Genomic DNA, 23,982 nt, shown 5'->3' on the forward strand with positions numbered 1-23,982 from the left:
CGCCCGCCTGAACAGCTCAGGGCGCCGAAGCTGGCACGAGGCCCGCGCTTGCGTCAACCGTGCGCCCGTCGCCGGAAGAGGTCTCAGACGTCGCCGCCCAGGGCGTCCTCGGCATTGCAGAACTGGCGCAGCGCATCGAGGTCGGCGACGGTCACGCTCGCCCCTTGCGTCTCCACCCCCACCGCGCGCAGCTTGGCCAGCGCCCGCGACAGCGTCTCCGGCTGCATGCCGAGGCGGCGGGCGACCAGCGCCTTGTCGAAGGGCAGCGCGAAGCTGGCGGAGCCCGATCCCTCCGGGCAGAAACGCAGCAGGAAGCTGCCGACGCGCTGCGGCGTCGGCTGGACCTGCAACTGCTCGATCTGCGTCACCAGATGGCGCAGCCGCATCGACAGCGAGCCCAGCATGGAGAAGGCGATCTGGTCGTCGGCGTGCAGGCAGCGGGCGAAGCCCTCCGCCGTCAGCGTCATGACGCGGGACTCGGCCACCGCCTCGGCGCAGACCGGGAACTTGCCGCTGGCGAACATCGCCGCCTCGGCGAAGGTCTCGCCGGGGCCGATGACCGCCACCACCGCCTCCGCCCCGTCGCGGGTCAGGCGGTAGAGCTTCACCCAGCCGTCGAGCAGGACGAAGAAGCGGTCGGCCGGCTCGTCCTGCAGGAACAGCGTCGTGCCGCGCGGGACGGAGCGGAACTGCGTGTTGGCGGCCAGGAGCTGCAGCGCCCGGTCGGACAGGCGCCCGAACAGCGCGATCGAGCGGATCGTCGCGATGTCCTGTGGTTTCAGGCCGGGCAGATCGACGCTCATGACTGCTTTCCCCTCCGATGGTCCGGCCGCTTGCGGGCCGTTTTCCTCTCCTGCCGCGTCAGGCCGTCGCGGCGTCGGGCCGCCACCGCATCAGGCCTGCGGGGCGGCGTGAACGGCCGGGGCCGGAACCGGGCGGCGGGCCGGCCCGTCGCGCCCCAGCATCCACAGATTGAAGATGATCCCGGCGCTGTCCGACATCATCCCCGGGACCGACCCCACCAGGAAATTGTGCCCGAACCAGCAGGGAAGAGCCATCAGCATGAACAGGCGGAAGGGAGGAACCGCGGTCTGGTAGCGCGACAGGCTGACCAGCGCCGTGCCGGCCGCCGCGAACAGCGAGGGCAGGCCGCTCCAGCTCAGCGCCATCACCGCCGCGATGACCGGCAGGATCAGCAGGTAGACGATGCGGAAGGCCGGCCGGCTGCCCAGCGGAATGGCTGCCAGGATCTGCAGCCCCGACAGCACATTCATCAGCGCGCCGGTGGGCGAGCCCAGCAGGGCGAAATGCACCCCGAAACAGATCGACGGGACGAGCTGGACCAGCAGCATCGCCACCCGGCCGCGGAACAGCGGCCATGCCATGCCGCCCAGCATTCCGGCAATGCCGATGGCATGCGCCAGCGGGGCTGCGAAAAAAGCGTCGATCATGGTTGGGGAGCCTGCACCGGCGAGGAACGGACGTCGGCCACAAGCATAGCCGATCCTGCCTCATGGAGCAAAAGGCAGACCCCGAATTGGCGTACGATTGCAGTCCAGCCTGTTGCAGTTTTGCAGGGCCCGGGACGCAACGACGACACAGCGGCACCCCGTCGGGGAACCGTTCCCGTTATGCGGACGCGGCCGGGGGTGCGGCGTTCAGGACGCCGCCTCCCCAACCGGTTCCGAAGCGCAGCTTAGAGCTGCTCGACCTTGCCGGCCTCCGGACCCTTCAGGCCCTGGCGGACGGTGACGCGAACCTCGTCGCCTTCCTGCAGGGTCGTCATGCCGGACCGGCGCAGCACGTTGACGTGAACGAACACGTCCTTGCCGCCGGTGCTCGGCGTGATGAAGCCGAAGCCCTTGTCAGCGTTGAACCACTTGACCTTGCCTTCGATCTCCTCACCACCGGAGTCGCCCCAGTCGTAGCCGCCGCGCGAGCCACCGCCGGCGGCGCGAGCCGGGCGGGCCGAACGGGACGCGGTCGAGGCGTCGACCGAGTGGATGGTGGCGACCTGCGGCCCCTTCGGGCCACGGGCGAGGTCACAGGTGATGGTGGTGCCTTCCTCCAGCGAGTCGTAGCCAGCGGCCTGGACGGCGGAGACATGCAGGAAGGCGTCGGGCGAGCCGTCCTCGGGGGACACGAAGCCAAACCCCTTGGTGGGGTTGAACCACTTCACGGTGGCGGTGACGTTGGACTTTGTGATCTCGGGAGCGCGAAAGCCCTGGCGGGGCGGGCGGTCGAACATGTGTCTTCAAGCTCATAGAGGATGCCGAATGTCATTTGTCACAGGCCCGGCAGCATCCGTCAAGCACGCCAAAGGCAAGACGCGACAATCTGCGCCATTCGGCCAAGGTGCTGCCCCTTCCCGCCGACCCGGCCGGGGTGCGTCCGACCGCCTCATCCGGAGGTGCGGCGGCGCATCGGCACCGGGCGGGCGCCGGGGGTCTCGCGCTCCTCCGGCCGCTCCGGCGTGCGCCCCTGGGCGACGTCGGCGGTGATCAGGCGGGCGCCGCGCTCGTAGGTCATGTAGCGCCACAGCCATTGCAGGCTGACCAGCAGGCGCTTCTCGAACCCGACCAGTAGATAGACATGGACGATCGCCCACAAGATCCAGGCGAACCACCCCTTCAACCGCCGATGGCCGAAGTCGAAGACGGCGGCGCTGCGGCCGATGATCGCCGTGTTGCCGCGGTTGCGGAACCGGAAGGCCGGCATCGCCGCGCCGCGCGCGATGCCGGCCTCCAGCGCCCGCCCGAGATGCTCGCCCTGCTGCTTGGCGACCTGGGCGAGGCCGGGCAGCGGCTTGCCGTCGTCGCCCTCCGCCATCGCCGTGTCGCCCAGCGCATAGACGCCGTCGAGTCCCGGAACCGACAGATCCGGCGCGACTCGGATGCGGCCGGCCCGGTCGGTCTCCACCCCCAGCCAGCGCCCGGCGGGCGAGGCGGTGACGCCGGCGCCCCAGATGATCGTGCCGGCGGGGACGATCCGGCCGGCGATGGTCACCGCGCCCTCCTCGATCCTCTCCACCGCCTTGCCGGTCATCACCTCCACCCCCAGCCGCTCCAGCGCGCGGCGGGCATAGCCGGCAAGCTCGTCGGGGAAGGTGCCGAGGATGCGCGGCCCCGCCTCCACCAGCAGGATGCGGGTGGCGCGCGGGTCGATGCGGCGGAAGTCGCGGGCCAGCGTGTAGCGGGCAAGCTCGGCGATGGCGCCGGCCATCTCCACGCCGGTCGGGCCGCCGCCGACCACCACCGCGGTCATCAGCGCCGCCTGCCGCGCCGGGTCCTCGCTGATCTCCGCCTGCTCGAAGCAGCTCAGCAGCCGGGCGCGCAGCCGCCGGGCGTTCTCGATCGTCTTCAGCCCCGGCGCCACCTCGGCCCACTCGTCATGGCCGAAATAGTTGTAGGAGGAGCCGGTGGCGATCACCAGCCGGTCATAGGGCACGACGCTGCCGTCGGCGAGGGTCACCGCCTTCGCGGCGCGGTCCACCCCCACCACCTCGCCCAGCACCACGTTGATGTTGGGGTGGCGGCTCAGGATCCGCCGGATCGGCTGGGCGATGTCGGCCGGCGACAGGGCGGCCGTCGCCACCTGATAGAGCAGCGGCACGAACAGGTGGTAGTTGTTGCGGTCGATGACCGTGACGCGGATGTTCGTGCTGCCGAGGGCGGCGGCGCAGGCAAGGCCGCCGAAGCCGGCGCCGATGATGACGACATGGGTGGCGTCGTCCACCGGGGCCGGGGTGCGGTTGACGGGCGGCATGGACGGGACCTCCGAAGGCTTGCTGGCGGGGGACGGACGGCGCGGCGGCCCGGAAGACCGCCCCCTCCTAAACGCCGCCCGCCCCCGTCATTGCGCCCGCACGGACCGTTCCAGGCGGGGTATGCCCTTCGTTGGGCCGCCCCGCCCCGTCCTGTCACCGCCTCCCCGTCACGGCACCCTTATTCCGCCGCGTCGAGCGTCGGATAGTCGGTGTAGCCGCGCGCATCGCCGCCGTAGAAGGTCTTGCCGTTGGCCTCGGCGAGCGGAGCGTCGCGGCGCAGCCGCTCCACCAGGTCGGGGTTGCTGATGAAGGGGCGGCCGAAGGCGACGAGGTCGGCATGGCCGCCGCCCACCGCCTCGATGGCGAGCTCGCGGGTATAGCTGTTGTTCGCCATGTAGACGCCGCGCCAGCGCCCGCGCAGGTCGGCCAGCAGGCCGCCGAAGCCCGGATGCGGGCTGCGGGTCACCCCCTCGATCATGTGGAGGTAGGCGAGGCCGTAGCCGTTCAGCCGCTCGATCACCGGGGCGAAGGTGCTGAGCGGATCGCTCTCCTGCGCGTCGTTGCTCGGGCTCAGCGGCGACAGGCGGATGCCGGTGCGGTCGGCGCCGATCTCCGCCACCACGGCGTCCATCACCTCGAACAGGAAGCGGGCGCGGTTCTCCACCGGACCGCCATAGGCGTCGGTGCGCTTGTTGGTGCCGTCGCGCAGGAACTGGTCGATCAGGTAGCCGTTGGCGGCATGCACCTCCACCCCGTCGAATCCGGCCTGGAGCGCGTTGCGCGCCGCCTTGCGGTAGTCCGCGACGATGCCCGGCAGCTCGTCGGCCGCCAGCGCCCGCGGCTCCGGGATCTCCTTGAAGCCCTCGACGGTGAAGGCCTTGACGTTCGGCTTCACCACCGACGGGGCGACCGGCAGCGCGCCGCCCGGCTGCAGGTCGGGGTGCGAGATGCGCCCGACATGCCAGAGCTGCATGACGATGTGGCCGCCGCGGGCATGCACCGCGTCGGTGACCAGCCGCCAGCCGGCGATCTGCTCCGCGCTGTGGATGCCGGGGGTGTAGGCATAGCCCTTGCCCTGCGGCGAGATCTGCGTCGCCTCGCTGATGATCAGGCCGGCCGAGGCGCGCTGGGCGTAATACTCCGCATTCATCGCGGTCGGCACGCCGGTGGCGTTGTCGGTCCGGCTGCGCGTCAACGGCGCCATGGCGATCCGGTTGGGCAGGCTCATCCGGCCGACGGTGACCGGCTGGAACAGGGGATTGCTGTCAGGCGTGCTGTCGCTCATTCCGGCGCCACTCCATTCCTTGCGACCGATGGTCGTGTCTTCACGGCCAGCGAGTGTGGCGCATCGGGCGGCCGAGGCAACCGCCCGCACCGCCGCACCCCGCCCGGCGGCGCGAATGGCTGCCATGCCGCGGCCCCGCCCGGCGCTCCGCCGTCAGCGGGCGGCCGCCACCCCCAGCCGGCCGGCGAGGAAGGCGAGGACCGCGTCGTTGAAGGCGCGGTGGAAGGCCGCGCGGTCGAAGCCGCCCTCGTCGCGGCACAGCTCGGCCTCGCCCTCCGCCGCCACCGCCGCGGCGAACGCCTCGCCGCAGGGCGGCAGGAAGGCGAAATGGCCGGCGCCCCCGACGACCCGCACCTCCGGACGGACCGGCAGCGCCTCCGCGACCGTCGTCACGTCGGCCGGCGTCACTCCGTCGCCGCCGCGCTCCGACCCCCAGAGCTGCACCGGCACCGACACGCGCGCCAGCCCGGCTCCCGCGAACAGCCGCCCGGCCGCCGGATCGGCGATGACCGCCGCCCTGATCCGCCCGTCATGCTCGATCGGCAGGGCGAAGGCCGACCCGTCGCGCACCTGCTCGCACCAGCGGTTGCCGGGATAGGTCGGGCAGTCCGACAGCAGCAGCCGGAAATCGGGCACGCCCCCGATCACCGCCAGCCCGGTGAAGCCGCCGCGCGAGAAACCGAAGAAGCCGATCCGCTCGCGGTCGATCCGCCCGGCCTCCGGCCAGCCGGTCAGCATATGGTCGATCAGCCGCCGGATGTCGCCCGGACGGCCGGTCATCGAGGCGAGGTCCCCCGGGCGCCGCAGCGGCGACCGCCCGCTGTCCAGCGGATGGTTGATCGCCGCCACCACGAATCCGGCATCGGCGAGACGGACGGCGGTGTCGTGGTGGCCGCCGAACCAGCCACCGACGCCGTGCGACATCACCACCAGCGGCAGCCGCCCGCCGGTCACCGGGCAGTCGCGCACCGCGCGGATCGTCATGGGGCCGAAGGCGATGTCGGCCGGCTCCCCGGCGCAGGGGTACCAGACGGCGCCGGACATCGCCGGGCGGTCGCCGTCGGCGGGGATCTGGAGCTGCCGCATGCCCGCCGCCCCGGCCCGCTCCATCGGCAGGAGAAGCGCCAGCGCGGACAGCAGGGCCAGCATCACGGCGCGCCCGCGGCGGCGGCAGGGCGGGAGGAGGTCTTCGGCGGTCATGTCGGCATCTCCTGAGACCGGCGGCCCATGTCGCCGCCACGCAGCCGAGTGTGCCGCGTCCGCGGAACGGATCAACCTCCGGTGACGGCGGCCCTCCCCGCGGCGCGCGAATGGCCGCCATGCCCGCGGGGACGCATTTTTTGAGCCGCACCGTCAAAAGTCTGGGACGCACTGCCAAGTGCGCGTCCCATCGATGTACTAGCATCGGCGTCCGTCACCGTTCCCTTCACACCTCAATCCACGGGACCAGCCGACCATGACCATGCCGTCGCCCATCGAAGACCTCGCCCGCCTGCTGTCGGAAAAGCCCGGGCTGGTGACCGCGCTGCAGGCCGCCGCCGGCGCCGGGGAAGCCACGGAGGCGCTGATCCGCATCGCCGGCGAGAACGGCATCGCCGTGGACAGGGACCAGCTCGCCGCCCACTGCGCCCGGATGGCTGCGACGTCCGGCGACGCGCTGTCGGACGACGAGCTCGACCGCATCAGCGGCGGCCTGAACCGCACCGAGTTCATCATCATGTCGATCTTCACCGGCGGCCTGGGCTGCATGATCCACACGGCCGTCGCCGCAAGCGGCGGAAACCAGTGCGTCCCGACCGACGGCGGCCGGCTCCGGCCGATCGAGAGTCCCCGCCGCTGAGCCGGGGCCGCGGCTGGCGGCAAAGCCGCGGGCGACGTCCCCCCGCCGGATGATCGCCGCCGGATGAACGGCAATGGCGGGACGACCGGCCCCTTCGGCCGTTGAAGGCAGGTGCCCCCGGCAACCGCCCCACCGAAGGAGAGGCCGTCCCCGATGCTGCAGCGCTGGCCAGACCGTCTCTGGATCGTCCGCCACGGCGAAAGCGCCGGCAACGTGGCGCGGGCCGCCGCCGATGCCGCCGGACTGGCGCGGATCGACATCGCGGAGCGCGACGTCGACGTTCCGCTCAGCGACCTCGGTCACCGCCAGTCGGCGGCGCTCGGCCGCTGGTTCGCCCGCCTGCCGGAGGCCGAGCGGCCGGACGTCCTGCTGGTCTCGCCCTACCGGCGCGCCCGCCAGACGGCGGACGGCATCCGGCAGGGCGGCGGCACTGCCCTGTCGCTGGCCGAGCTCGCCGTCGACGAGCGGCTGCGCGAGAAGGAGTTCGGCGTCCTCGACCGGCTGACCAGCGCCGGCATCCGGCATCAGTTCCCCGAGCAGGCGGAGCACCGCCGCATCCTCGGCAAGTTCTACCACCGGCCGCCGGGCGGCGAGAGCTGGTGCGACGTGATCCTGCGGCTGCGCAGCGCGCTCGACACCGTCAGCCTGCACCATGGCGGGCGGCGGGTGCTGATCGTCAGCCACCAGGTGGTGGTGCTGTGCCTGCGCTACCTGCTGGAGGGGCTGACCGAGGAGGAGATCCTGGCCATCGACCGGCAGGGCGACGTCGCCAACGGTTCGGTCACCGAATACCGCTTCGACCCGCAGGCCGGGCTGACCGGCCGGCTGGTGCTCCACCGCTACAACGACGTCGAGCCGCAGGCGGAGAGCGACACGCCGGTCACCGCCGAGCCCGACGCCCCCGTGGCGACCCGCTGAAGGCCCCGCCATGAGCGATCCCGTCGCCGTCACCCCCGAACTCCTGCGCCGCACCCCCCTGCCCCGCCCCAGCGAGGAGGGCGACAAGGAGGAGCGCGGGCGGGTCCTGGTCGTCGCCGGCAGCGTCCAGGTTCCCGGCGGCGCCCTGCTGGCGGGAATCGGCGCGCTGCGGGCGGGGGCCGGCAAGCTGCAGATCGCCACCTGCGCCTCCGTCGCGCCGCATCTCGGCCTCGCGGTGCCGGAGGCGCTGGTCGCCGGGCTGCCGGAAACGGCGGAGGGCGGCATCTCCCCCGACGCGGCCACGGCGCTCATCGAGCGGGCACGGCGGTGCGACGCGGTGCTGATCGGCCCGGGCATGATGGACCGCCCGGCCGTCGCCGCCCTGGCCGGCGCGTTGCTGCGCGGACTGGACGGCCCTCCGGATGGCCCGTCCCTGCTGCTCGACGCCGGGGCGCTGGCGGCGCTGGAGCAGGCCGGGGCCGCACCGCCGCACCGCGCCGGCCGGATGGTCGTCACTCCCCATTCCGGCGAGATGGCGAGCCTGCTGGGCATGGAGCGCGCCGACGTCTCGGCCGACCCGCCGGGCGTGGCGCTGCGCGCGGCCCGGCAGCTCGGCGCGGTGGTGGCGCTGAAGGGAAGCTGCACCCACATCGCCACCCCGGAGGGCGCCCGCTGGGCCTACGACCGCGGCCGGGTCGGGCTGGCGACCTCGGGCTCCGGCGACACGCTGGCCGGCATCGTCGCCGGCCTGCTCGCCCGCGGCGCGCCGCCGGAGGTCGCCGCGATCTGGGCCGTCTATCTGCATGGCGAGGCCGGCAACCGCCTCGCCCGCCGCCACGGCCCCCTCGGCTACCTCGCCCGCGAACTGCTGGCCGAGGTCCCGGCGATCCTCGCGGAACTCTGCGATTGGTCGTGACACGGGGAAAGCGTTGGTGCGGGCGGCGGGATTCGAACCCGCATACCGTATCGGTGAGGGATTTTAAGTCCCTTGCGTCTGCCTGTTCCGCCACGCCCGCGCACCGCTGACGGAAGGTCGGGCATAGCCCGCAGCGGTTGCATATCCATGTATGCTGCACGCCGTTCCGTCGCAATGACTTAGACAATCCGCAGGGGAGCGGTCAAGACACCTGAACCGGCGCGGGCGCCACCCCATATATGCGCAGGGTGCAACCTCGGCGACACGGATGAGGGCTGGCGGTGGAGACGGTCGATTGGGTGGCTGTGGTGGCGATCCTGATGGTCGCGGTCCTGGTGATCCCCGGCGCGCTGCGCAGCAACCGGCGGACGTGGCTGCCCTATGCCGCGGTCTGGCTGGCGGTCATCGCCGGGCTGGTCTGGCTCTACCAGACCTTCGGGCCGTTCTGAGCCGACACGGCCCTCACAGCCGCTCGTCCTCCTCCATCCCCATGATCCCGATGCTCATCGATACGGTGCCGAAGGTGGTCATCAGCCCGCCGTAGAGCATCATCGTCGCGACCACGCCATGGTCGCTCGACCAGATCAGCGTGGCGAGGTTGGCGACGTCCAGCAGCAAGAGTCCGGTCGCCAGCACGACGGCTCCGGCGCAGCCCGCCGCCAGATGCTTCAACAGGAAGAGGATCGCGGCTTTCTCGAAAGGCTTCATGGCTCGATGCATCCCATCGCCGGCCGAAGCCGGCGCGCGCAGCGCGCGCCGGTCGGGCAACGCCATTGAAAGCCGGCGTCGGCGGGATGCGTCGGCCGGCTGCGGTCGTGAACGTGGTCATACCGAAGTAATCCGCGCCCGATTCGCAGCAAGCCTGACTGTCGTGGTAGGAGATTGTTTAACCTTTGGTCCCGACCGTGACGGTCGGCGTACCGCCCAGCCGGGTGACGACGCCCGACAGCTCCTCCGTGGCCGCCACCACCCGCCCCTCGTCGGTGCCGCGCAGCACGAGGCTGGTGCCGAAATAGCCGTTGCGGAAATAGGGGTAGCTGCCGATCTCCAGATCCGCGTAGCGGTCCTGCAGGGCGCCCAGCTCGGCGGCGATCACCCCCTCGCCCAGCGTGCAGGAGACGGTGCGGGCATGCAGCGCCGGGCCGCCGGCCAGCTTGGGCAGGATGCCGTCCAGCATCGCCTGCATGATGTTGGGCACCCCGGCCATCACGAAGACGTTGCCGATGCGGAAGCCCGGCGCCTGGCTGATCGGGTTGTCGATCAGCGTGGCCCCCGCCGGGATGTTGGCCATGCGCAGCCGCGCCTCGTTGAGCTGGCCGGGCGCATAGTGCCGCTCCAGCCGGGCGACGGCCTCGGGGTTGCGCTCCAGCGGGACGCCGAAGGCCCTGGCGATGCATTCCGACGTGATGTCGTCATGGGTCGGGCCGATGCCGCCGGTGGTGAAGACGTAGGTGTAACGGGCGCGCAGCGCGTCCACCGCGGCGATGATCTCCTCCTCCAGGTCGGGCACCACCCGCGCCTCGCGCAGGCGGACGCCGATGTCGGACAGCTTCTCCGCGATGTGGCCGAGGTTGGCGTCCTTGGTTCGGCCGGAGAGGATCTCGTTGCCGATGATCAGCACGGCGGCGGTGGGGCTGGAGCCGGTCTCGGCGGCGGCAGAGGTCATTCGTCGGGGTCTCCGGATGATCGCGGGTAGGTCTCGGGCGTGCAGGCGACGGGCAGCGGTACGCTCGGCCGCGGCGGCCGGATCAACGGCCTCCGCTCTCCGGACCCGGCCCGGCCTGGCCGGGCGGCGTCGGGCCCCTTGCGGTCCCGCCGAGCCCCCGCTAGCGTGTCGCCCAACATGCGCTTTCCCTCCCCGCTCCTGCAAGGCCGGCTGGTCCGGCGCTACAAACGCTTCCTCGCCGACGTCGAGCTCGACGGCGCGGTGGTGACCGCCCATGTCCCCAACTCCGGCAGCATGCTGGGGCTGGACGCGCCGGGTTCCGCCGTCTGGCTGTCGCGCTCCGACAACCCCAACCGCAAGCTGGCCTACACGCTGGAGCTGGTGGAGGCCGACGGCCGCCCGGTCGGGGTCAACACCGGCCACCCCAACGCGCTGGCCGCCGCCGCCATCGCGGCCGGCCGCATTCCCGAGCTCGCCGGCTACGCCACGCTGCGGCGCGAGGTGAAGTACGGCCGCAACTCGCGCATCGACGTGCTGCTGGAGGATGGTCCCGGCGGGCGCCCGCCCTGCTATGTCGAGGTGAAGAACGTCCATCTCCGCCGGCCGGACCGCGGCGACGGCCTCGCGGCGGAATTCCCCGACTGCGTCACCGCCCGCGGCGCGAAACACCTGGAGGAGATGTCCGCCATGGTGGCGCAGGGCTGCCGTGCCGTGATGCTGTATCTTGTCCAGCGGATGGATTGCACCTACTTCCGGGTGGCGGACGATCTCGATCCGGCCTATGACGCTGCGTTGCGGCGCGCGCTCGCCGGCGGGGTGGAGGCGCTCTGCTGGGCTTGCACGCTGGGCCCGAGTCGATTGAATTGGACCGGCCGCTGCCCGTGCGGCCGTGACGCCGCCGCGTCGATCGCCGAGCGGATCGCCGTGCCGATCGCCTGTTTGTCATGTCAGTTGAGGGGCAGAGAGCCTTGGAACACAACCACGTCGAATCCAGTCGCGTCCGGATCCATGGGCCGGAAGGGTTCGCGGCCATGCGCAAGGCCGGCCGGCTGGCCGCCGCCACGCTCGACTTCATCGCGCCCTATGTGCAGCCGGGCGTGACCACCGGCGAACTGGACCGGCTGCTGGAACAGTATATCCGCGACCACGGCGCCATCCCCGCCCCCCTCGGCTACCGCGGCTTCCCCAAGGCCAACTGCATCTCCGTCAACCATGTGGTCTGCCACGGCATCCCGGGCGACAAGCGGCTGCAGGACGGCGACATCCTGAACATCGACGTCACGCCCATCCTGGACGGCTGGTACGGCGACAGCTCGCGCATGTACTACTGCGGCGATGTCCCGCTGAAGGCGCGCAAGCTGGTGGAGGTGACCTACGACGCGCTGATGCTGGGCATCGGCGTCGTGAAGCCGGGCGCCACGCTGGGCGACATCGGCCACGCCATCCAGACCTTCGCCGAATCGCACCGCTTCTCGGTGGTGCGCGACTTCTGCGGCCACGGCGTCGGGCGCACCTTCCACGAGCCGCCGTCGGTCCTGCATTTCGGCCGCCCCGGCGAGGGGCTCGTCCTGAAGGAGGGCATGATCTTCACCATCGAGCCGATGATCAACACCGGCCGCTACGACGTGAAGATCCTGTCGGACGGCTGGACCGCCGTCACCAAGGACAAGTCGCTGTCCGCCCAGTTCGAGCACACCATCGGCGTGACCGCCGACGGGGCGGAGATCTTCACCCTCTCCCCCGCCGGCCACACCCGCCCGCCCTACCCGGCCGAGGGCTGAGCCCGCCGGCATGACGCCCCGCGCGTGCCGCGCATTGTGCGCGCTCGCGCGGGAAGGGTATAGTCGCATGCACACACATGCATGACGACGCGATGCCCATCAGGAAGACCCGCCCGGACGCCGCCCCCACCGCCCCCCGGTTGCCGTTCGGGGATGGCGGGACGTTGCCCGGCCCCTCCGATGATGCCCCCGGTGCCTCGCCCGACGAGCCGGAGGATCTCGGCTCCTTCCACCACGACCACCGCGACCGGCTGCGCCGCCGCTTCCTCGACAAGGGGGCGGACGCGCTCGCCGATTACGAGCTGCTGGAGATGGTGCTGTTCGCCGCCAGCCCGCGCAAGGACGTGAAGCCGCTGGCCAAGGCCCTGCTCGCCAGCTTCGGCGACCTCTGGGGCGTGGTGAACGCGCCGGCGGCGCGGCTGCGCGGCATCAAGGCGGGCGGCGTGTCGCTCTCCAGCGACAACGCGGTGGCGATGGTGCGGATCGTCGGGGCGGCCGCCCAGCGGGCCCTGCAGCAGCGGGTGATCAACCGGCCGGTCCTCGCCTCCTGGCAGGCGCTGCTCGACTATTGCGCCGCCGCCATGGCGCACGAGCCGACCGAGCAGTTCCGCCTGCTGTTCCTCGACCGCAGGAACACGCTGATCGCCGACGAGGTGCAGCAGCGCGGCACCATCGACCACACGCCGGTCTACCCGCGCGAGGTGGTGAAGCGCGCGCTGGAGCTGAACGCCGCCGCCCTGATCCTCGTCCATAACCACCCGTCCGGCGACCCGACCCCCAGCCGGGCGGACATCGAGATGACCAAGGAGATCGTGCGCGCCGCCACGGTGATCGGCGTCGCCGTCCATGACCACCTGATCATCGGCAAGGGCGGCCGCCACACCAGCTTCAAGGCGCAGCGGCTGCTGTAGGGGGCGCCGCCTTTCTCCGCAAGGGCCGTTCAGCCGCCCTGCACCTCGCCGTGCGGCGACAGGGCCTCGATGATGCGGCAGTCGGCCATGCGGAAGCGGCCGCGGCACTGGTGGGCCAGCCGGTCCAGCTCGTCGCGCAGGCGCTGCAGGTCGGCGATCTTGCGCTCGACCTCGTGAAGCTGCCCGACCACCAGCGCGTCGACCTCGCCGCAGGGGCGGTCCGGCTGGTCGGCCAGCGCCAGCATCGCCCGCACCGTCTCCAGCGGAAAGCCGAGGTCGCGCGCCCGCCGCACGAAGCCCAGCCGCCGGACATGCTCCTGCCCATAGGCGCGGTAGTTGCCGCTGGTGCGCGGCGGGGACGGCAGGATGCCGATCTTCTCGTAGAAGCGGATGGTCTCCGCCTTCGTTCCGGTCGCCTTGCCCAGGGCGCCGATGGTCAGGCCCGTTTTCTCCGACATGCCGCTTGACCCTGTAGTGACTACAGGGTCCATGCTATCCCCAGACTCGTTTTCAGCAAGGAGAAAAGCCATGGCGGCAGGCTGCTGCAGCGGCGGATGTTCCTCGTCGCGCCCGCCGGTCGACCGGACCTATCGCCGCGTCCTGTGGATGGCGCTCGGCATCAATGCCGGCATGTTCCTGGTGGAACTGGTGGCCGGCGCCGCCGCGGGGTCGGCCTCGCTGCAGGCGGACGCCATGGACTTCCTGGCCGACGCCGCGAACTACGCCATTTCGCTGCTGGTGCTCGGCATGGCGCTGGTCTGGCGCGCCCGCGCCGCCCTGCTCAAGGGGCTGTCGCTCGGGGTGCTCGGGCTGTGGGTCGCCGGGCAGACCGCCTGGAACGCCATCGCCCAGACGGTGCCCGAGGCCGAGGTGATGGGCGTGGTGGGCATGCTGGCGCTGCTCGCCAACATCGGCTGCGCCGTGATGCTGTACGTCCACCGCAACGGCGACGCCAACCGCCAGTCGGTCTGGATCTGCTCGCGCAACGACGCCATCGCCAATCTGGCCGTGCTCGCCGCGGCGGGCGGCGTGTTCGGCACCGGCACCGGCTGGCCCGACATCGTCGTCGCCGGCATCATGGCCGCCCTGTCGGTGTCCGGCGCCGTCCAGATCATCCGCCAGTCGCTGGCCGAGCTGCGCACCGGCGGCGCGGCGGTGCCGGCGGAATAGGCGCCCTCCCCCCGGAACGCGCGTGGCCGGGACATCCCCGGCCACGACACGGAACGACACGGCGGAAGGCGCGGACGCCCTTACTCGCCGAACACGCGCTTGAAGATCGTGTCGACATGCTTGGTGTGGTAGCTCATGTCGAACATCGGGGCGAGCTGCTCGCGGGTGATGTGCTTCGACACGTCCGGGTCGGACGACAGCAGGTCGAGGAAGTTGGCGCCCTTCTCCCACACCTGCATGGCGTTGCGCTGCACCGCCTTGTAGCTGTCCTCGCGGCTCATGCCGGCCTGGGTCAGGGCCAGCAGGACGCGCTGCGAGAAGACGAGGCCGCCCAGGTCGTCCAGGTTCTTCTGCATGCGCTCCGGATAGACCACCAGCTTGTCCATCATGCCGGTCAGGCGGACCAGCGCGAAGTCCAGCGTCACGGTGGCGTCGGGGCCGATCATGCGCTCGACCGAGCTGTGGGAGATGTCGCGCTCGTGCCACAGGGCGACGTTCTCCAGCGCCGGCACGACGGCGGAGCGCACGATGCGGGCAAGGCCGGTCAGGTTCTCCGACAGCACCGGGTTGCGCTTGTGCGGCATCGCCGACGAGCCCTTCTGGCCCGGATGGAAATACTCCTCCGCCTCGCGGACCTCGGTGCGCTGCAGGTGGCGCACCTCGATGGCCAGGTTCTCGACGCTCGACGCGATGACCCCCAGCACCGAGAAGAACATGGCATGGCGGTCGCGCGGGATCACCTGGGTGGAGACCGGCTCCACCGACAGCCCCAGCTTGGCGGCGACATGCTCCTCGACCCGCGGGTCGATGTTGGCGAAGGTGCCGACCGCGCCGGAGATGGCGCAGGTGGCGATGTCCCGGCGCGCGGCCAGCAGGCGCTCGCGGTTGCGGGCGAAGGCCGCATAATGGCCGGCCAGCTTCACGCCGAAGGTCGTCGGCTCGGCATGGATGCCGTGGCTGCGGCCGATGGTCGCCGTGTATTTGTGCTCGGCCGCCCGGCGCTTCAGCACCGCCAGCAGCTTGTCCAGATCCTCCAGCAGCAGGTCGGCCGCCTGGGTGAGCTGCACCGCGAGGCAGGTGTCCAGCACGTCCGACGAGGTCATGCCCTGATGGACGAAGCGCGCCTCCGGCCCGACATACTCGGCGAGGTTGGTCAGGAAGGCGATGACGTCGTGGCGCGTCTCCCGCTCGATCTCGTCGATGCGGTCGATCTCCCACTTGCCCCGCTCCCACACGGCGGCGGCCGCCTCCTTCGGAATCACGCCCAGCTCGGCCTGCGCGTCGCAGGCGTGCGCCTCGATCTCGAACCAGATGCGGAACCGGTTCTCCGGCTCCCAGATGCGGGCCATTTCGGGGCGGGTATAGCGGGGGATCATCGGGCACTCTCCGGAGGTGACGGTGGCGACGGCCCCGCCCGCATGGCTCGTGCCGGCGCGGGGGCGCACGCGCGCCCGGACCATAGCGATGCCGCCCGGCTTTGCAAAGAGCCTTGGCGGAAGACGCCGGAGCGGGGCCGGAACGCCCCGCCCCGGCCGCCGGTCGCCCGCAGGCGGTGGCCGGCCGTCAAAAAGTCGCGCGCCAGTCGTATCGACTCGCTTGAAAGGACAGTATAACGGGTACTAAACAAATCATTACCGCGCGCCGCGCTCTATGCCATACGACAGTATGCCGTCCGGTGCGCCCGTTGGAGGGCCGTCGTTGTCCGACCCTGTTGCCGAGTTGATCCGCGAGCCGGCCCAGTCGCCGGACGAGGCCCGCCTGTACCGCCTGCAGTTCATCACGTCCCTGACGCTGGTGGCCGCGCTGGTGCTCGGGCTCGGCTCCTACTTCATCTGGCAGCACTGGACGGATTTCGAGGCGGACCTCCGCCAGACCGAGACACGCTATCTGGACGAACAGCGCCAGGCGCTGGAGCAGGAGGTGGAGAACGCCCACTCCTACCTCGCCTACATGCGCTCGCGCATCGAACCCCTGCTGAAGGAGCAGGTGCGAGACCAGGTGCAGGAGGCGATCGGCATCGCCCGCGGCATCCACGAGCGGGAAAAGGACATCCTGCCCCTCGAATCGGTCCGGGAGTCGATCAAGGAGACGCTGCGCCCGCTGCGCTTCGCCAACGGCCGCGGCTACTACTTCATCATCGAGGAGGACAGCACCGCCGTCCTGATGCCGACCAAGCCGGAGCTGGAGGGCGGCAGGCTGCTCGGCGGGCCCGACGTCGCCCTGTCCGGCGCGACGCGCGAGATCCTGAAGGCGGCGCGCACGCCGGACCAGCAGGGCTTCGCGCGCTACCGCTGGATCATGCCCGATTCCAACGGCGAGGTGGTCGAGAAGGTCGCCTATGTCCAGCGGTTCGAGCCCTTCGGCTGGGTGATCGGCGCCAGTGATTCCATGGTCGCCATCGAAAGCCGGGTGCAGCGGGAATCGCTGCTGCGGCTGCGCTCCTTCCGCTTCGGGGAGTCGGGCACCGTCGGCGTGCTCCGCCGCGACGGCGAGGTGCTGCTGTCCCCCACCGCCCCGGCGTCGGAGGGGATGAACGCCCGCGACCTGCCCTGGAAGACCGAGCGCGACCTGGTCACCCGGCTGCTGGAGACCGGGCTGAACGGCGGCGGCGAGGTGCGCTACGAGTGGATCCATCCGGTGACCGGCCGGCTGACCCCGCGCATGGCCTTCGTCTCGCCGCCGAACGTCTGGGGCTGGATCCTGATCGCCGGCTTCTACGTCGACGACGTCACCGCGGTGATGGACGCCCGCCGCGCGGAGATCGGGCGCGGCGTGCGCCAGCGCATCCTGACCACCATCGGCGTGCTGGCCCTGGCGCTCGGCAGCTCGGTGATGGTATCCTGGCTGGTCACCCGCTGGATCCGGGCGATCGTCGGCAACTACCGCAGCCGCGTGCGGCGCAGCGACACCATGCTGCGCGAACGGGCCCGCCAGCTCTACCTCGCCAACTTCTTCGTCGACCATGTGTCGGAGATCGTCGTGCTGGCCGACGCGCAGCTGCGCATCGCCTACGTCAACCCCTTCGGCTGCGAGGCGCTGGGCGGCACGCTGGAGCAGCTCCACGCCGCCCATGCCGACCTGTTGGCGCAGTTCGCCGCCAAGGGGGCCGACGCGCCCGACCATTACGAGACGACCTACCGGACCCGCGACGGCCGCGAGCTGCAGCTCGAGGTGACGGCCAGCCGCATCACCTACGAGGGCGACACCTATTACAGCGCCATCGCCCGCGACATCTCCGAGCGCAAGCGGGCGGAGCGCGAGCTGCGGCTCTCCGCCAAGGTGTTCGACAACGCCGCGGAGGGCATGGTCGTCACCAACGCGAAGAACCGCATCGTCGCGGTCAACGACGCCTTCTGCCGGATCACCGGCTACAGCCGGGAGGAGGTGCTGGGGGAAGACCCCCGCATCCTCGCCTCAGACCGGCAGGACGCCACCTTCTACGAGGAGATGTGGGCCAGCCTGCGCGAGAGCGGCTCCTGGACCGGCGAGATCTGGAACACCCGCAAGAACGGCGAGGTCTATCCGGAGTGGCTGAGCATCCAGGTGGTGCGCAACGAGGCGGGCGAGGTGCTGAACTACATCGCCGCCTTCTCCGACACCAGCGAGCGCCGGGCGCAGGAGGAGCGCATCCGCCACCTCGCCCAGTATGATTTCCTGACCGACCTGCCCAACCGCTTCCTGCTGCGCGACCGGCTGGAGCGCGCCATGCTGGCGGCGGACCGGCACGGCAAGAAGGTCGGCGTGCTGTTCGTCGACCTCGACCGCTTCAAGACGATCAACGACAGCCTGGGCCACCCGGTGGGCGACAAGCTGCTGCGCGCGGTGTCCGACCGGCTGCTGGAGACGGTGCGGGCCAGCGACACCGTCAGCCGCCAGGGCGGCGACGAGTTCGTCATCATGATCAACGACATGGACAACCCGGACGCCGCCTGCACGGTGGCGCGCAAGGTGCTGCGCGCCCTGTCGGAGCCCTTCCTGGTCGACATCCACGAGCTGCAGATCACCCCCTCCATCGGCATCGCCGTCTTCCCGGAGGACGGGGCGACCATCGACGCGCTGCTGAAGAACGCCGACATGGCGATGTACGCCGCCAAGGAGGCCGGCCGCTCGACCTACCAGTTCTTCACGCCGGAGCTGAACCGCCGCGCCTCGGAACGGCTGTGGACCGAGAACAACCTGCGCCGCGCGCTGGCCAACAACGAGCTGGAGCTGCATTTCCAGCCGCAGTTCTCGCTGAAGGGACGCCGGCTGGTCGGGGCGGAGGCGCTGGTGCGCTGGCGGCATCCCGACGGCTCGCTGATCATGCCCGGCCAGTTCATCCCGGTCGCCGAGGACACCGGCCTGATCCTGCCGCTCGGCGACTGGGTCCTGGGGAGGCCTGCCGGCGCGCCGCCGAGCTGCTGAAGCACCAGGAGATGCTGATCGCCGTGAACCTGTCGGCGGTCCAGATGCGCCGCCCCGGCCTCGCCGACCGGGTGTCCGGCTGGCTGTCGACCTACGGCATCCCGGCCAACTGCCTGGAGCTGGAGGTGACCGAGAGCGTGCTGATGGACGATTCGGACGTCGTCACCGGCACCTTCGGCCAGCTCCGCGAGATGGGCGTGCCGCTGGCGATCGACGATTTCGGCACCGGCTATTCCAGCTTCGCCTACCTCAAGCGCTTCCGGGTGGACAAGCTGAAGATCGACCGCTCCTTCGTCCAGGGGCTGGACGCCGGCGACACCGACTGCGAGGCGATCGCCGAGGCGATCATCAGCATGGCGCGCTCCCTGCGCATGCAGACCCTGGCGGAAGGGGTGGAGACCGAGGCGCAGGCCAGCAGCCTGGACCGGCTGGGCTGCGACCAGATGCAGGGCTACCTGCTGGGCCGCCCGATGCCCTTCGACGACTTCCGGAGCTTCGTCCTGCGCCACAGCACCGCCGGCATGATGGTGAACTGAGCGCCGGCGGGCCGCCGAACGCGAAGGGCCCGGCGCCGTCGCGGCGCCGGGCCCTTCCGATTCGGCAGGACCGAAGGCGCGTTACTCGGCCGTCACCTGCTGGCGGGCGAGGTCGAGCAGGTGCGACAGCTCCTTCTCGATGCGATGCTCGGAGACGTCGACGCCCTTGGCCCGCAGGTCGGCCAGCAGCCGGTCGCGGATGTCGTGCGGACCCGGGGTGGCGATGTCGGTATCGACGATCTGGCGGGCATAGGCCTCGGCTTCGGGGCCGCGCAGCCCCTGCAGGTCCGCCGCCCACAGGCCGGCCAGCTTGTCGCGACGCGCCCGAATCCGGAAGAGCAGGTCCTGGTCGTGCTGGAACTTGTTCTCGAAGGCCTTCTCGCGGTCATCGAAGGTGGTCATGGGGACCCGGCTCCTCAGGTTGTTTTCGCTCCCGGATGCAGGATTATATAGCCGGTGCGCCGTTCGCGTCACTGCCCTGCCGTCGCTGCCCGAGGGCGCTCCGGCTAATCCGTCGTGCGGCCGAATACCCAACAGAAAGGCCAAAGGCAAGCTCCCGATGTGCAGTGTGATCCTTCTGCGGCGACCGGACGCAACATGGCCGCTGGTGCTCGGCGCCAACCGCGACGAGATGGCCGGCCGTCCCTGGCTGCCCCCGGCCGCCACTGGCCCGACCGGCCCAACCTGGTGGCCGGGCTGGACGAACTGGCGGGCGGTTCCTGGCTCGGCCTCAACGACGAGGGGGTGGTGGCCGCCATCCTGAACCGCGAGGGCACGCTGGGGCCGGAGACCGGCAAGCGCTCGCGCGGCGAGCTGGTGCTGGAGGCGCTGGACCACGCCGACGCGGCCGAGGCCGCCCGGGCGCTGGGGCAGCTCGACACCCGCGCCTACCGGCCCTTCAACCTGCTGGTCGCCGACAACCGCGACGCCTTCCTGCTGTCGCACCGCGGGGCGGGCCCGCAGAACCGGCCGGCGGTCATGCCGGTGCCGGAGGGCGTCCACATGGTGACCGCCTTCGACCTGGACGACGGGCGCGACCCGCGAATCGCCCTCTACCGCCCGCTGTTCGAGCAGGCCGCCACCCCGGCGCCCGAATTTGCGGCCCCCGGAATATCGGACGGCACGGCTCCGGAGTCCTTCGACTGGGGCGGCTGGCCCGAACTGCTGGCGAGCCGCATCTGGGAGCCCGGCGAGCGCGGCGAGCGCGGGGCGATGAACTTCCGCCTCGCCAACGGCTTCGGCACGGTGTCGAGCGCGCTGATCGCGCTGCCCGCCATGGACCGGCCGGACCTCGACCCGCACTGGCACTTCGCCCCCGGACGGCCGCACGAGACGGGCTGGACCCCCGTCGACCTGTCCTGACCGGACGGGGGGAGCCGTTGCGCTCTCATTGTGTTCGCAGGGACGGCTTGCTATATCACCGTGACAGTCACCTGGACCGGCAAGCCTCCCTTGTCCGGTCCACTCGTATTTGGACGATCACGCAATGACACGACGCCGGCGCATCTACGAAGGCAAGGCGAAGGTACTCTTCGAAGGGCCGGAACCGGGCACCCTGGTGCAGTACTTCAAGGACGACGCCACCGCCTTCAACAACCAGAAGCGCGGCGTCATCACCGGCAAGGGCGTGCTGAACAACCGCATCTCCGAGTACCTGATGAGCCGCCTGTCGGAGATCGGCGTGCCGACGCATTTCATGCGCCGCCTGAACATGCGCGAGCAGCTCGTCCGCGAGGTGGAGATCATCCCGATCGAGGTGGTGGTGCGCAACGTCGCCGCCGGTTCGCTGGCGCGCCGCTTCGGCATCCCGGAAGGCACCCCCCTGCCCCGCTCGATCATCGAGTATTATTACAAGTCCGACGAGCTGGGCGACCCCATGGTGTCGGAGGAGCACATCACCGCCTTCGGCTGGGCGGCTCCCCAGGACATCGACGACATGGTGGCGCTGTCGCTGCGCGTGAACGACTATCTCTCGGGCCTCTTCCTCGGCATCGGGCTGAAGCTGGTGGACTTCAAGCTGGAGTTCGGCCGGCTGTGGGAGAATGACGAGATGCGCATCGTGCTGGCCGACGAGATCAGCCCCGACAATTGCCGCCTGTGGGACGTCAAGACCAACGAGAAGCTGGACAAGGACCGCTTCCGCCAGGACCTCGGCAAGGTCGAGGAGGCCTACCAGGAGGTCGCCCGCCGCCTCGGCATCCTGCCGGAAGGCGGGCCGGCCGACGTCAAGGGCCCCAAGACCATCCAGTGACCCCAAGACACCCCCTACCCCCCAAAGAGCGAGCGGACATCCGATGAAGGCGAAGGTTCACGTCACCCTCAAGCGCGGCGTTCTCGACCCCCAGGGCAAGGCCATCGCGCACGCGCTGCACACGCTGGGCTTCGACGGCGTCGAGGATGTCCGCGCCGGCAAGGTCATCGAGCTGCAGTTGAAGAGCACCGACGAGGCGGCCGCCCGCAAGGAGGTCGAGGCGATGTGCAACAAGCTGCTCGCCAACACCGTGATCGAGGACTACGCGATCGAGCTGGTGGCCTGAGCCTCCGCGGTCCTGCGGGCTGACCCGGCAGCACCCCCGTCGCCACCAACGGCCCCGGACCCCGGTGCCCGCCCTTCCCGGCCCACCGCTTTCCGGAGCGGACGCAAGAACCGGGTGGACGCGGGCGGGGGTCCCGCGGCCTTGGTGGTGAATTCGTTTCAGGGCCGCCCCGGGACCGCCGCATGACCGTCCAGCATCTTTCGACCCTCGACCCGATCTTCGCCGAATGCCTGCGCGTCGGCGGCCCGGCGCTGCGCGACTTCAGCCGGCCGGCCGGCTTCGTCGGGCTGCTGCGCATCGTGATGGAGCAGCAGCTCTCGACCAGGGTGGCACTCGCCCTGTGGGACAAGCTGCAAGGGCGGCTGGGCGGAGTGGTGACGCCCGACAGCATCCTGGCGGCGGACGACGATCTGCTGCGAGACTGCGGCTTCTCCCGCCAGAAGACCGGCTACGCCCGCGCGCTGGCCGAGGCGGTGGCCGGCGGGCGCATCGACCTCGACGCGGTCGCCGGGATGGAGGACGAGGAGGCGATCGCCGCCCTGACCGCCCTCAAGGCATCGGCCGCTGGAGCGCCGAGATCTACCTGATGAGCTCGCTCGGCCGTCCGGACATCTGGCCGGTGGGCGATCTGGCGATCCAGCTCGGGGTGCAGCGGTTGAAGGGCTGGCCCGACAAGCCGTCGCTGGCGCAACTGACGGCAGTCGCCGACCCCTGGCGCCCCCACCGCAGCCTCGCCGCGCAGCTGGTCTGGCACCATTACGTGGCTCTGCAGGATCAGGCGCGCGACCGTCGCGGCCGACGGCTGCCGGCCTGACCGCTCATTCCTCGGGGAAGTGGGTGTGCTTCAGGACTTCCCGGTGGAGGGAACGACGGCCTCCAAGAGGTGGGGCCGGCTGGGCCGGATGAGCGGACATGACTGGACCAGGAAGCGGCCCGTTCAGCCCTTCGTCTGGTAACCCCCGGAGGTCAATGTCGGGCAGGGAAAGGCCTTGATCCGTGGCCTGGTGCGAACACGCTCGGCCATGCCGGAAAGCTGGCTCATGAACTGCGCCCCGGTCGGGCCGCCATTCGCCGGCTCCTGGAACGGAATCAGAGGGAGCAGCCGCTCGAATTCGCGACGAGCCTCATCGGAGTCCTCAATGTACTCCGAAACCAACTCCTGCTCCACGTCCTGCTCCCTGGCCAAACCAGCCTCTCTTGCCGGTTGCGTGGCACAGCCGTCACTCGCCGCACAGGATGGCCGCTCAAACCCGCCATCAGCCGCATGATTTTCCCGAAACCCGGACATTCCAACAGACAAACCGGCCGCCTGTCGACAGGCCAGACCCGCTGCTGCTTCACTACGGCCCATGATCGACCTTCCCATCCCGACCGTCCTCACCGGCAAGGCCGCCCCCTTCGGACCGCCCGGCCGCACCAGCGCCATCGGCAAGACCCCGGTGGACGGCCGCCGTCCCGTCGGGCCGGAGGGCTTCCTGGAGGACGAGCAGGCCGACCGCCGCGTGCATGGCGGGCCGGAGAAGGCGATCCACCACTATCCGCTCGACCATCATGCGGCGTGGCGCAACGACCTCGGGGACCTGCCCCTGCTGGATCGCCCGGGGGCCTTCGGCGAGAACCTCTCGACCAGCGGCCTGACCGAGGCGGACGTCTGCATCGGCGACCGCTTCCGCGCCGGCACGGCCCTGCTGGAGGTGTCGCAGGCCCGCCAGCCCTGCTGGAAGCTGAACCACCGCTTCGGCGTGCCCGACATGGCACGACGGGTCCAGGCCAGCGGACGCACCGGCTGGTATTATCGCGTGCTGGAGCCGGGCGAAATCAGCCCGGGCGACCGGCTGGTCCTTGTGGAGCGCGCCTATGCCGACTGGCCGCTCTCCCGCCTGCTGCACCAACTCTATGTCGACACGATGAATCGCGGCGCGCTGGCGGAGATGGCCGCCCTGCCCGTCCTGGCTGCAAGCTGGCGCACGCTGGCCGAGCGGCGGCTCGCCCGCGGCGGGGTGGAGGACTGGTCCGGCCGGCTGAACGGCAAGGACTGATCTCCGTCAGGCCCGCTCTGCGTCACGTTGACACGCAATGCGTGTCATTCCCGATAACGGAGCTGGTGGGTGCCGAGCATTTCCTCCCGCTTACGCGCAATTCCGGAACAATTCTCGATGTGACATCGCGTACCCCCGCCGCTCCTGCTCGTGACCCTTTACTGTTTAGTCACGAATCACAGCCGACGATTGCGATCTCGGAGTTCCGAGGGC

Annotated in this window: 27 protein-coding genes, 1 tRNA gene and 1 pseudogene; 16 read left to right on the plus strand and 13 right to left on the minus strand. The window is 70.7% G+C overall.

Annotation, left to right across the window (positions count from 1 at the left end):
• Positions 1 to 83 precede the first annotated feature (83 nt).
• The 6 genes from DEW08_RS14915 to DEW08_RS14940 form a co-directional block, all read right to left on the minus strand.
• Positions 84 to 803 (minus strand): Crp/Fnr family transcriptional regulator, encoded by a 720-nt coding sequence (locus tag DEW08_RS14915; RefSeq protein ID WP_109328368.1) that lies wholly within the window; start codon positions 801 to 803, stop codon positions 84 to 86.
• 90 nt (positions 804 to 893) lie between these two features.
• Positions 894 to 1,451: a YgjV family protein gene (locus DEW08_RS14920; RefSeq protein ID WP_109328370.1), complete on the minus strand. Its 558-nt coding sequence runs from the start codon at positions 1,449 to 1,451 to the stop codon at positions 894 to 896.
• 245 nt (positions 1,452 to 1,696) lie between these two features.
• Positions 1,697 to 2,248 (minus strand): cold-shock protein, encoded by a 552-nt coding sequence (locus tag DEW08_RS33180; protein WP_109328372.1) that lies wholly within the window; start codon positions 2,246 to 2,248, stop codon positions 1,697 to 1,699.
• 152 nt (positions 2,249 to 2,400) lie between these two features.
• Complete coding sequence (locus DEW08_RS14930) at positions 2,401 to 3,765, minus strand: NAD(P)/FAD-dependent oxidoreductase (protein WP_109328374.1); 1,365 nt, start codon at positions 3,763 to 3,765, stop codon at positions 2,401 to 2,403.
• 179 nt (positions 3,766 to 3,944) lie between these two features.
• Positions 3,945 to 5,051 (minus strand): alkene reductase, encoded by a 1,107-nt coding sequence (locus DEW08_RS14935; RefSeq protein ID WP_109328376.1) that lies wholly within the window; start codon positions 5,049 to 5,051, stop codon positions 3,945 to 3,947.
• 153 nt (positions 5,052 to 5,204) lie between these two features.
• On the minus strand, positions 5,205 to 6,251 hold the full coding sequence (locus DEW08_RS14940) for an alpha/beta hydrolase family protein (protein ID WP_211107140.1): 1,047 nt from the start codon (positions 6,249 to 6,251) through the stop codon (positions 5,205 to 5,207).
• Between the two features lie 256 nt (positions 6,252 to 6,507).
• Between DEW08_RS14940 and DEW08_RS14945 the strand changes: the two genes are divergently transcribed.
• The 3 genes from DEW08_RS14945 to DEW08_RS14955 all read left to right on the plus strand — a co-directional run bounded on the left by DEW08_RS14945 (position 6,508) and on the right by DEW08_RS14955 (position 8,725).
• On the plus strand, positions 6,508 to 6,891 hold the full coding sequence (locus DEW08_RS14945) for a hypothetical protein (protein WP_109328378.1): 384 nt from the start codon (positions 6,508 to 6,510) through the stop codon (positions 6,889 to 6,891).
• Between the two features lie 153 nt (positions 6,892 to 7,044).
• Positions 7,045 to 7,809 (plus strand): histidine phosphatase family protein, encoded by a 765-nt coding sequence (locus DEW08_RS14950; protein ID WP_109328380.1) that lies wholly within the window; start codon positions 7,045 to 7,047, stop codon positions 7,807 to 7,809.
• Positions 7,810 to 7,819: 10 nt separating this feature from the next.
• Positions 7,820 to 8,725 (plus strand): NAD(P)H-hydrate dehydratase, encoded by a 906-nt coding sequence (locus DEW08_RS14955; RefSeq protein WP_109328382.1) that lies wholly within the window; start codon positions 7,820 to 7,822, stop codon positions 8,723 to 8,725.
• 14 nt (positions 8,726 to 8,739) lie between these two features.
• Here the strand turns inward: DEW08_RS14955 and DEW08_RS14960 are convergent.
• Positions 8,740 to 8,825, minus strand: a tRNA-Leu gene (locus tag DEW08_RS14960).
• Between the two features lie 181 nt (positions 8,826 to 9,006).
• Here DEW08_RS14960 and DEW08_RS31210 point away from each other — a divergent pair.
• Positions 9,007 to 9,174 (plus strand): hypothetical protein, encoded by a 168-nt coding sequence (locus DEW08_RS31210; RefSeq protein ID WP_168220370.1) that lies wholly within the window; start codon positions 9,007 to 9,009, stop codon positions 9,172 to 9,174.
• Positions 9,175 to 9,187: 13 nt separating this feature from the next.
• Here the strand turns inward: DEW08_RS31210 and DEW08_RS14965 are convergent, their stop codons facing one another.
• Together DEW08_RS14965 and DEW08_RS14970 are read right to left on the minus strand one after the other, a co-directional pair.
• The gene (locus tag DEW08_RS14965; RefSeq protein WP_109328384.1) at positions 9,188 to 9,433 is read right to left on the minus strand and encodes a hypothetical protein; all 246 of its coding nucleotides are present in this window, start codon (positions 9,431 to 9,433) and stop codon (positions 9,188 to 9,190) included.
• A 178-nt stretch (positions 9,434 to 9,611) separates the two neighbouring features.
• A complete protein-coding gene (locus DEW08_RS14970; RefSeq protein WP_109328386.1) occupies positions 9,612 to 10,391 on the minus strand; it encodes a competence/damage-inducible protein A in 780 nt (259 codons plus the stop codon).
• Between the two features lie 177 nt (positions 10,392 to 10,568).
• On the opposite strand from DEW08_RS14970, the pseudogene sfsA reads away from it, so the two are divergent.
• The 3 genes and pseudogenes from sfsA to radC form a co-directional block, all read left to right on the plus strand.
• A pseudogene (sfsA, locus tag DEW08_RS14975) lies at positions 10,569 to 11,267 on the plus strand (DNA/RNA nuclease SfsA); the annotation flags it as partial.
• 92 nt (positions 11,268 to 11,359) lie between these two features.
• Positions 11,360 to 12,172, plus strand: a complete 813-nt coding sequence (gene map, locus DEW08_RS14980) for a type I methionyl aminopeptidase (RefSeq protein WP_425429098.1) — start codon at positions 11,360 to 11,362, stop codon at positions 12,170 to 12,172.
• 92 nt (positions 12,173 to 12,264) lie between these two features.
• A complete protein-coding gene (radC, locus tag DEW08_RS14985) occupies positions 12,265 to 13,083 on the plus strand; it encodes a RadC family protein (protein ID WP_181449424.1) in 819 nt (272 codons plus the stop codon).
• 29 nt (positions 13,084 to 13,112) lie between these two features.
• Here radC and DEW08_RS14990 read toward each other — a convergent pair whose 3' ends face one another.
• On the minus strand, positions 13,113 to 13,541 hold the full coding sequence (locus DEW08_RS14990) for a MerR family transcriptional regulator (RefSeq protein WP_181449425.1): 429 nt from the start codon (positions 13,539 to 13,541) through the stop codon (positions 13,113 to 13,115).
• 70 nt (positions 13,542 to 13,611) lie between these two features.
• On the opposite strand from DEW08_RS14990, the gene DEW08_RS14995 reads away from it, so the two are divergent.
• On the plus strand, positions 13,612 to 14,253 hold the full coding sequence (locus DEW08_RS14995; protein ID WP_109328392.1) for a cation efflux transmembrane domain-containing protein: 642 nt from the start codon (positions 13,612 to 13,614) through the stop codon (positions 14,251 to 14,253).
• Positions 14,254 to 14,333: 80 nt separating this feature from the next.
• On the opposite strand, the gene purB is transcribed toward DEW08_RS14995, so the two are convergent.
• Entirely contained in the window at positions 14,334 to 15,629 is a 1,296-nt protein-coding gene (gene purB, locus DEW08_RS15000; protein ID WP_109328394.1) for an adenylosuccinate lyase, read from the minus strand.
• A gap of 322 nt (positions 15,630 to 15,951) precedes the next feature.
• Here purB and DEW08_RS15005 point away from each other — a divergent pair, with 322 nt between their 5' ends.
• Together DEW08_RS15005 and DEW08_RS33185 are read left to right on the plus strand one after the other, a co-directional pair.
• The gene (locus DEW08_RS15005) at positions 15,952 to 18,657 is read left to right on the plus strand and encodes a bifunctional diguanylate cyclase/phosphodiesterase (RefSeq protein WP_281262038.1); all 2,706 of its coding nucleotides are present in this window, start codon (positions 15,952 to 15,954) and stop codon (positions 18,655 to 18,657) included.
• A gap of 11 nt (positions 18,658 to 18,668) precedes the next feature.
• Positions 18,669 to 19,193 (plus strand): EAL domain-containing protein, encoded by a 525-nt coding sequence (locus DEW08_RS33185; RefSeq protein WP_281262039.1) that lies wholly within the window; start codon positions 18,669 to 18,671, stop codon positions 19,191 to 19,193.
• A gap of 81 nt (positions 19,194 to 19,274) precedes the next feature.
• On the opposite strand, the gene DEW08_RS15010 is transcribed toward DEW08_RS33185, so the two are convergent.
• Entirely contained in the window at positions 19,275 to 19,595 is a 321-nt protein-coding gene (locus DEW08_RS15010; RefSeq protein WP_109328396.1) for a DUF1476 domain-containing protein, read from the minus strand.
• Between the two features lie 195 nt (positions 19,596 to 19,790).
• Here DEW08_RS15010 and DEW08_RS15015 point away from each other — a divergent pair, with 195 nt between their 5' ends.
• The 5 genes from DEW08_RS15015 to DEW08_RS32415 all read left to right on the plus strand — a co-directional run bounded on the left by DEW08_RS15015 (position 19,791) and on the right by DEW08_RS32415 (position 22,544).
• Positions 19,791 to 20,555 carry an NRDE family protein gene (locus tag DEW08_RS15015; protein WP_342760740.1) on the plus strand — a complete coding sequence of 255 codons (765 nt, stop codon included), beginning with the start codon at positions 19,791 to 19,793 and terminating at the stop codon, positions 20,553 to 20,555.
• A 124-nt stretch (positions 20,556 to 20,679) separates the two neighbouring features.
• Positions 20,680 to 21,444 carry a phosphoribosylaminoimidazolesuccinocarboxamide synthase gene (purC, locus tag DEW08_RS15020; protein WP_109328398.1) on the plus strand — a complete coding sequence of 255 codons (765 nt, stop codon included), beginning with the start codon at positions 20,680 to 20,682 and terminating at the stop codon, positions 21,442 to 21,444.
• A gap of 43 nt (positions 21,445 to 21,487) precedes the next feature.
• Positions 21,488 to 21,730: a phosphoribosylformylglycinamidine synthase subunit PurS gene (gene purS / locus DEW08_RS15025; RefSeq protein WP_109328400.1), complete on the plus strand. Its 243-nt coding sequence runs from the start codon at positions 21,488 to 21,490 to the stop codon at positions 21,728 to 21,730.
• 182 nt (positions 21,731 to 21,912) lie between these two features.
• Entirely contained in the window at positions 21,913 to 22,317 is a 405-nt protein-coding gene (locus tag DEW08_RS32410; protein ID WP_245986290.1) for a DNA-3-methyladenine glycosylase family protein, read from the plus strand.
• Complete coding sequence (locus DEW08_RS32415) at positions 22,317 to 22,544, plus strand: DNA glycosylase family protein (RefSeq protein ID WP_245986292.1); 228 nt, start codon at positions 22,317 to 22,319, stop codon at positions 22,542 to 22,544. Before DEW08_RS32410 ends, DEW08_RS32415 begins: the two co-directional genes overlap by 1 nt.
• Positions 22,545 to 22,667: 123 nt before the next feature.
• Here DEW08_RS32415 and DEW08_RS15035 read toward each other — a convergent pair whose 3' ends face one another.
• Positions 22,668 to 22,898, minus strand: a complete 231-nt coding sequence (locus DEW08_RS15035; protein WP_146214690.1) for a hypothetical protein — start codon at positions 22,896 to 22,898, stop codon at positions 22,668 to 22,670.
• A gap of 181 nt (positions 22,899 to 23,079) precedes the next feature.
• On the opposite strand from DEW08_RS15035, the gene DEW08_RS15040 reads away from it, so the two are divergent.
• The gene (locus tag DEW08_RS15040) at positions 23,080 to 23,769 is read left to right on the plus strand and encodes an MOSC domain-containing protein (RefSeq protein ID WP_109328404.1); all 690 of its coding nucleotides are present in this window, start codon (positions 23,080 to 23,082) and stop codon (positions 23,767 to 23,769) included.
• The last annotated feature ends 213 nt before the right edge of the window (positions 23,770 to 23,982 follow it).

It is taken from the genome of Azospirillum thermophilum (assembly GCF_003130795.1).
GTDB classification, from domain to species: domain Bacteria; phylum Pseudomonadota; class Alphaproteobacteria; order Azospirillales; family Azospirillaceae; genus Azospirillum; species Azospirillum thermophilum.

Bases quoted from the DNA above. Each gene is read 5' to 3' on its own strand.
- DEW08_RS14915 (WP_109328368.1), bottom strand. From the start codon at position 803: ATGAGCGTCGATCTGCCCGGCCTGAAACCACAGGACATCGCGACGATC.
- DEW08_RS14920 (WP_109328370.1), bottom strand. From the start codon at position 1,451: ATGATCGACGCTTTTTTCGCAGCCCCGCTGGCGCATGCCATCGGCATT.
- DEW08_RS33180 (WP_109328372.1), bottom strand. From the start codon at position 2,248: ATGTTCGACCGCCCGCCCCGCCAGGGCTTTCGCGCTCCCGAGATCACA.
- DEW08_RS14930 (WP_109328374.1), bottom strand. From the start codon at position 3,765: ATGCCGCCCGTCAACCGCACCCCGGCCCCGGTGGACGACGCCACCCAT.
- DEW08_RS14935 (WP_109328376.1), bottom strand. From the start codon at position 5,051: ATGAGCGACAGCACGCCTGACAGCAATCCCCTGTTCCAGCCGGTCACC.
- DEW08_RS14940 (WP_211107140.1), bottom strand. From the start codon at position 6,251: ATGACCGCCGAAGACCTCCTCCCGCCCTGCCGCCGCCGCGGGCGCGCC.
- DEW08_RS14945 (WP_109328378.1), top strand. From the start codon at position 6,508: ATGACCATGCCGTCGCCCATCGAAGACCTCGCCCGCCTGCTGTCGGAA.
- DEW08_RS14950 (WP_109328380.1), top strand. From the start codon at position 7,045: ATGCTGCAGCGCTGGCCAGACCGTCTCTGGATCGTCCGCCACGGCGAA.
- DEW08_RS14955 (WP_109328382.1), top strand. From the start codon at position 7,820: ATGAGCGATCCCGTCGCCGTCACCCCCGAACTCCTGCGCCGCACCCCC.
- DEW08_RS14965 (WP_109328384.1), bottom strand. From the start codon at position 9,433: ATGAAGCCTTTCGAGAAAGCCGCGATCCTCTTCCTGTTGAAGCATCTG.
- DEW08_RS14970 (WP_109328386.1), bottom strand. From the start codon at position 10,391: ATGACCTCTGCCGCCGCCGAGACCGGCTCCAGCCCCACCGCCGCCGTG.
- radC (WP_181449424.1), top strand. From the start codon at position 12,265: ATGCCCATCAGGAAGACCCGCCCGGACGCCGCCCCCACCGCCCCCCGG.
- DEW08_RS14990 (WP_181449425.1), bottom strand. From the start codon at position 13,541: ATGTCGGAGAAAACGGGCCTGACCATCGGCGCCCTGGGCAAGGCGACC.
- DEW08_RS14995 (WP_109328392.1), top strand. From the start codon at position 13,612: ATGGCGGCAGGCTGCTGCAGCGGCGGATGTTCCTCGTCGCGCCCGCCG.
- purB (WP_109328394.1), bottom strand. From the start codon at position 15,629: ATGATCCCCCGCTATACCCGCCCCGAAATGGCCCGCATCTGGGAGCCG.
- DEW08_RS33185 (WP_281262039.1), top strand. From the start codon at position 18,669: ATGCTGATCGCCGTGAACCTGTCGGCGGTCCAGATGCGCCGCCCCGGC.
- DEW08_RS15010 (WP_109328396.1), bottom strand. From the start codon at position 19,595: ATGACCACCTTCGATGACCGCGAGAAGGCCTTCGAGAACAAGTTCCAG.
- DEW08_RS15015 (WP_342760740.1), top strand. From the start codon at position 19,791: ATGGCCGCTGGTGCTCGGCGCCAACCGCGACGAGATGGCCGGCCGTCC.
- purC (WP_109328398.1), top strand. From the start codon at position 20,680: ATGACACGACGCCGGCGCATCTACGAAGGCAAGGCGAAGGTACTCTTC.
- purS (WP_109328400.1), top strand. From the start codon at position 21,488: ATGAAGGCGAAGGTTCACGTCACCCTCAAGCGCGGCGTTCTCGACCCC.
- DEW08_RS32410 (WP_245986290.1), top strand. From the start codon at position 21,913: ATGACCGTCCAGCATCTTTCGACCCTCGACCCGATCTTCGCCGAATGC.
- DEW08_RS32415 (WP_245986292.1), top strand. From the start codon at position 22,317: ATGAGCTCGCTCGGCCGTCCGGACATCTGGCCGGTGGGCGATCTGGCG.
- DEW08_RS15040 (WP_109328404.1), top strand. From the start codon at position 23,080: ATGATCGACCTTCCCATCCCGACCGTCCTCACCGGCAAGGCCGCCCCC.